At 49.7% G+C, this 6376-nt stretch carries 4 protein-coding genes; all 4 read left to right on the top strand.

The window, feature by feature from the left end; all coding sequences use genetic code 11:
• Positions 1-137: 137 nt before the first annotated feature.
• The 4 genes from J4G07_12160 to J4G07_12145 all read left to right on the top strand — a co-directional run bounded on the left by J4G07_12160 (position 138) and on the right by J4G07_12145 (position 6324).
• Positions 138-992 (top strand): hypothetical protein, encoded by an 855-nt coding sequence (locus J4G07_12160; GenBank protein MCE2414750.1) that lies wholly within the window; start codon positions 138-140, stop codon positions 990-992.
• A 199-nt stretch (positions 993-1191) separates the two neighbouring features.
• Positions 1192-2112: a WD40 repeat domain-containing protein gene (locus tag J4G07_12155; protein ID MCE2414749.1), complete on the top strand. Its 921-nt coding sequence runs from the start codon at positions 1192-1194 to the stop codon at positions 2110-2112.
• A 211-nt stretch (positions 2113-2323) separates the two neighbouring features.
• Entirely contained in the window at positions 2324-4798 is a 2475-nt protein-coding gene (locus tag J4G07_12150; protein ID MCE2414748.1) for a DUF1553 domain-containing protein, read from the top strand.
• Between the two features lie 89 nt (positions 4799-4887).
• On the top strand, positions 4888-6324 hold the full coding sequence (locus J4G07_12145) for a DUF1501 domain-containing protein (protein ID MCE2414747.1): 1437 nt from the start codon (positions 4888-4890) through the stop codon (positions 6322-6324).
• Positions 6325-6376 lie beyond the last annotated feature (52 nt).

Raw genomic sequence — 6376 nt, 5'->3', positions numbered from 1 at the left:
TTGGTCCTTTCCAAGAGGGCGGTTTTTCCTCCCAAACCTAAAGGATTGGGATTCCAAAACCGACAATTCCCTTGAAGAATGTTATCAGTAGGGATAATCATCCGCGCGCCACTTCGTGTAAACATATAAGGAGCATCATGGAACGGACTTTTAAATGGCAAGATTTGGCGAAACTTGTAAGCCACATCGTATTTTGTTTGGCATTTTTTCTCGTTTGTGGTATAAGTGTTAGTGGCGCGGCGGTGGAAGTCGGGTTCATCTACCTCGGTGACAAGGGTAACTTTACTTCGCCCGCATTGGCGTTTGCTGAAAAGACCTTTAAAACAGAGCAACTCGCGAAGGCTGATTTGAAAAGTGAGACATTCAAGCAGTTTGGGGTTATCTGGTGGCATGATGGCGATGCCGATCCGGGGGGATTATCTGGCGCAGAACTTGATGCGTTCTTAGACTACGCTGAAAGCGGCGGCGCGGTGCTCTTGACAGGCGCAGCTATCCGGTATGCTACGCCGTTGGGATTAGAAGACGCGCAACCCCGTGCATTTGGGCCCGTTGAAAACGATGGAAGTAATGTCGGTATTATCGTCTTGAAAGAGACACTGGCACTCGGGTTGGTAGACGGACTTAAGAATGTCGATGGAAAAACACCGCAAGTTGAGGATTGGATTCAGGTCAATTCAACTGGGTATCCAGTAAGTGGTGACTATTTCGACAAGATTTGGAAGAATTTTACGACGCTTGCGCATGCTTGGGAGGGGGGCACCAATTACACGGATAGGATTGCAGCGTTCGGTTATTGGGAAGCTGGAGACGGTAAGGTGTTCAACATGAACTGGCGACTCCCGAATTATCACAAGAACAACAAGGATATTGATCAGATACAGAAACTTACAGAAAATGTCATCAATTGGTTAGCAAGTGAATCAGAATATGCAGAGGTATCTGCTGGCGGTAAGCTGCCAATCGTGTGGGGACGACTGAAGAATAACCATTAGCGATCAGGTCGAATTTTTCACAAAAAATCTTTTCAGCCATCAGTAGAATGGAACCCCGATTCCCGACTTCTGATACGCCTAACACCTCTTGTAACTGATGGTTGACTGTGATTCATATTGTATCAGTATTTGTAAATCTACTACAATAACAGCAATAATAACAAGTTTTAGTTTGATTGCCTAAAAAGGATACGTATCATTGGAAAATTTAAACGCTCAGACAGACACACAATCGAACCTACCTGAAGGAGTCAAAGTACGCCTCGATCAAGGAAATTTAACCGGAGATATAGCATTTTCACCAGATGGGACGCAACTTGCAGTCGCCTGTGACATCGGTGTTTGGATCTATGATGTGGACAGCGGTCTTGGACTCAACCTCCTCGTTGAGCACAAAGAATACGTCAGATGTGTCGCGTATTCTCCTGATGGGAGCGCGATTGCCAGCGGAAGTATAGATAACACGGTGGTTTTGTGGGATGCGATCAGCGGATCTCCGATAGCGACGCTCGTCGGACATACGGATGCTGTTAGGAGTGTTGCATATTCCGCGGATGGCGCAACCGTCGCAAGTGGAAGTCCTGATGGAACAGTGCGGTTATGGGATGCCAGCACAGGAGAGACTAAAAATACACTTACCGGGCGCGCAGACTCCATCAGATGTGTTAAATATTCCCCAGATGGAAGCACCCTCGCCGCTGGAACCGGAGACGACACAGTGGAATTGTGGGATGCTACTACCGGAAGGCACAAAGCGACACTCGAAGGACATACACATATTGTCGATTCGATCGCCTATTCCTCTGATGGGGGAATGCTTGTGAGCGGAAGTATTGATGGCACGGTTCGGTTATGGAATACAGACTCAAGGGAATTGATAGCAACCTTTACAGGGCATGCAGGTTATGTCTGGGGTGTCGCTTACGCCGCTGATGGTAAAATCGTTGCAAGCGGTGGAAATGACAACACCATTCGTTTATGGGATGTTGAGGCGGCGGAACTGAAAGCAACGCTCACAGGACATACAGGCAGTGTCAGGAACGTGGCATATTCCCCGGATGGCAGTGTTCTCGCCAGCGGAAGCGACGATCACACTGTACTCATCTGGGATCTTACCTAAATGATTAACATAGAAGAAGACAGATGACGATTTGAGGAAAATTTTAGAAAAGTTAAACCAAAATTATAGCCTGCAACAACAGCGCAGGCGGATATACGTCGAGTAACGCGATGTATCCAACTCATCCGACCGAACCGCAAGGTAAAATTAAAAAAGGAGGACGGCGTTTCCTCCGCCGATCATAGTCGGGGGTCCCACGCCGAGTTTTTTGATGAAACCCAGGTCTAACATTGTAACAACATTCCTTGTTGCATTCTCTATCTGTCTCGCGTTCCAACTGACAGCAGCGAGCGAGATGGAGCAGCCTGTGAGTGCCGAAGTTCCGACGGTGCAAGCGTTGAAAGTTCATCCTGAGTCACTGACATTGGAGCATGCTCGCGACGGTAGACGGGTGCTTGTGTCAGGAAAGACGAAAAGTGGCACATGGGTAGATGTAACACCTTATGCTACACTAACGCCCGCCACCGCAGCGGTGAAGGTATATGAAGACGGTTATATCTTCCCCATGATGGTTGGCACAACAAAAATTACGGTGACTGTCAAAGGTGCCAGCACCGCATTGCCCGTGAACGTTAAAAGCATGGAAGCACCACCCGTCAGTTTCGTGCGAGATGTCATGCCTCTTCTGAGCCATGCTGGATGCAATAACGGCACATGTCACGGTGCAGCAAAGGGCAAAAATGGGTTCAAACTCTCACTCCGCGGCTACGACCCCGATTTCGACTATGAACTCTTAATCGAGGACATATCCGGACGGCGGTTTAACCGAGCATTTCCCGAACAGAGTCTGATGTTGCTCAAACCGACATCGGAGGTGCCGCATAAAGGCGGACAGGTAATTGTTCCAGGGGATCGAGATTATGAAATTATCCGTCAATGGATAGCGGAAGGGGCTACTCCTGACGTTCACACCACAAAACGTGTCGAAAGATTGGAGGTCATACCAGATGCGGCTGAACTCACGATGCCGGGTATGAAGCAGCAGCTTATAGTGATCGCCCACTATCCCGACGGCACAACGCGGGATGTCACCCGTGAAGCGAAGTTCACAAGTAGTCTCAATGAGGTGGCAAAGGTCACAGACAACGGCGTGGTAACCGCAGAACGCCGTGGCGAAACGGCCATCCTCACCCGATACGAAGGTGCCTATAGCACGAACGGCATCATCGTTATGGGGGACAGGAGCGGTTACAAATGGGTTAAAACGCCCGAATACAACTATATTGATACGTATGTTCACAACAAACTGAAGCGGATGAAAATCCTACCTTCTGAACTCTGCACAGATGAAGAGTTTGTACGGCGCGTCTATTTCGACCTGACAGGTCTCCCACCGACTCCAGCACAGGTGCGGAGCTTCTTAACCGATACCACACCCTCTAAAGCCAAACGGGAAAAACTCATTGATACTCTCGCCGAAACAACGGAGTTTATTGATCACTGGACGCATAAATGGGGCGATCTGTTGCAGTCTAACCGTAAATTTCTCGGTGAGCGTGGGATCTGGCTCTTCCAAGAGTGGATCCATCAAGCCATAGCCGAGAACCGTCCGTATGACGAGTTTGTACGAGATCTGATTACGGCAACCGGTAGCACCTACACGAATCCGGCAGCGAACTATTTCCGCGTCTCGCGTGAATACACGGCTGCGGTGGAAAATACGACGCAACTTTTCTTAGGTGTCCGGTTTTCCTGCAACAAATGTCACGACCATCCGTTTGAAAAATGGACACAGAACCAGTACTACGAATTCGGTGCGTTCTTCGCGGATGTCAAGGTCAAACCAGGACAACTCCCCGGCGATGAGGTCGTCTATGCTAATTATACCCCTGAACCTGTGAAACATCCGCGAACGTTAGCGGTGGTTGAACCGTCAGTCCCGTTCGGAGAAGTTGCAGCGGAAACCGGCGATAAACGCGAAATGCTCGCAGCGTGGCTCACCTCCGAAGAGAATCCAATGTTTGCCCGGGCAGGTGTGAACCGCATTTGGAGTTACTTCATGGGACGTGGAATTATCGAACCTGTAGACGATATTCGCACAAGTAATCCACCGACGAACCCAGAATTGCTCGATGCTTTGACAAAGGACTTCGTGGACAGTGGATTTGACATGAAACATATCATGAAGACAATCACACGTTCCCGAACCTACCAGCAGAGCATCACAACGAATAAGTGGAACAAGGCTGATACGATTAACTTTTCACACGCAGCTGCGAGACGCTTGACGGCAGAACAGTTATTAGATGCCATCGGCATCGCGACAGGCAGCCGACCCCGGTTTGAAGAGATGCCGAAAAAATTCCGTGCGGTGCAGTTGCCAGACAGCAAAGTCAAAGATGACGGATTCTTGAAGTTGTTTGGCAGACCTGAGCGCGAAACTTCGTGTGAATGTGAACGGACCACCGAGGTCAGCCTCGCACACGCAATGAACCTTATTAATGGACCGACGGTTGCAGAGTCCCTCATTGATCCAGAAGGACGTATTGCACAACTCATCAAAACGAATCATGATGACCGAGTTCTCGTCGAGGAACTCTATCTCGCAACGCTTTCTCGGTTACCAGAGAAAAACGAATATGCAATAGCGATTGAACACCTTGGGAACGCCGAATCTAAGGAAGAAGGTGCGCAAGACTTGTTGTGGGCACTCATTAACAGTCCTGCCTTCTTATTCAATCGTTAAATAGCCATCAGCCTTCGGCATCGGCTATTAGCTGTCTAAAAACCAGAGACTTGCTGACTGCTAACTGCCGATGGCTGACAGCCATTCCAATGGAGGAAACAATAGATGTTATCGTTACCACAATCTCACGTCGTGAATTTCTACGTGTCGGTGGTGCGGCGATGCTCGGCATTAGTTTGCCACAGGTATTGTCACTCCAAGCCAACGCGAATACAACAGTTGACCCCGCCAAGCCACTCAACGGATGGGGAAAAGCCAACTCGGTCATTCTTCTTTTCTTACAGGGCGGTCCAAGCCACCTTGACATTTGGGATCCGAAACCGGAAGCCCCCTCGAACATCCGTGGTGAATTTAGTCCGATTCCGACCAACGTGCCGGGAATTCAGTTATCTGAGACGATGCCGCGTTTGGCACAACAGATGGATAAAGCCTGCCTTATCCGCTCCGTCAGTTATACACCGGCGGGACTTTTCAACCACACCGCTGCGATGTACCAAATGGTAACCGGTGAAACGCCGGACAAGGTTGCGCCTTCGGGACAGCTCGATCCGCCGTCACCAGCAGATCATCCGAATGCTGCATCGCATATCGCAAACTATCGTCCACCCGATGAACCGATGCTCGCTGCAGTGCAACTCCCGCGTCCGATGCAGGAGAGTAATATCATCGGTAAAGGTGGAAACGCTGGTTTCCTTGGTAGAGCGTACGATCCGTATTTTCTCTTCCAAGATCCAAATGAGGAGATTAACCTCGATGATCTGAGTTTACGCCCAGAGGTGCCACCGGTGCGTTTGAAACGACGTAAAAATCTCCTTGAGACGATTAACAAAGGGATGCCGGAAATTGATAAGGTTGCCGACTCCTACGCCTTGAACGAGTATTATGAGAAGGCGTATAATCTGATCTTGTCGCAGCGGGCACGCAATGCCTTTGATTTGTCCCAAGAACCGGATGAGATGCGAGATAAGTACGGTAGACACACGTTCGGACAGAGTGCACTCCTCGCCCGCCGTTTGGTGGAAGCAGGCACCCGTTTCGTGCAGGTGAACTGGCCCTCTGTTGCTAACGGTGATCCGAACACCACAGCATGGGATACGCACGCAACGAACTTTGGTCCGTTGAAAAACCTTCACTGTCCGAAGTTAGACAGTGCCGTCTCCTCACTGTTGGAAGACTTGGATCAGCGCGGTATGTTGGAAGACACGCTCGTCTTGGCGATCGGTGAATTCGGACGCTCGCCGCGGATGGGTATTAGCACCTCCGGTAACAGCAACGCGCCTGATGGACGCGATCACTGGCCCTATTGTTACACAGGTCTGATTGCAGGTGCTGGCGTTAAAGGTGGACAGGTCTACGGGAAGTCCGATGCAACAGGTTCAACACCGCTTGAGAACCCAGTGCATCCGCGAGATATCCTTGCCACGGTCTACCATACACTCGGTATCGCTCCACACACCATCGTGTACAACCATTTGGATCAGCCACGTGAATTGGTGAAAGGCGAACCGATTGCTGGAATATTCTAAATTGGTTATCAGTGCATTGGCTATCGGCTTTCAGCTGTCGGCTTTCAGTAAA

The sequence above is a fragment of the Candidatus Poribacteria bacterium genome (assembly GCA_021295715.1).
Classification (GTDB): domain Bacteria; phylum Poribacteria; class WGA-4E; order WGA-4E; family WGA-3G; genus WGA-3G.
Note: the sequence above shows the minus strand (reverse complement) of the source record. Positions and strands in the feature narration are given on the sequence as shown.

Bases quoted from the DNA above. Each gene is read 5' to 3' on its own strand.
- J4G07_12160 (MCE2414750.1), top strand. From the start codon at position 138: ATGGAACGGACTTTTAAATGGCAAGATTTGGCGAAACTTGTAAGCCAC.
- J4G07_12150 (MCE2414748.1), top strand. From the start codon at position 2,324: ATGAAACCCAGGTCTAACATTGTAACAACATTCCTTGTTGCATTCTCT.
- J4G07_12145 (MCE2414747.1), top strand. From the start codon at position 4,888: ATGGAGGAAACAATAGATGTTATCGTTACCACAATCTCACGTCGTGAA.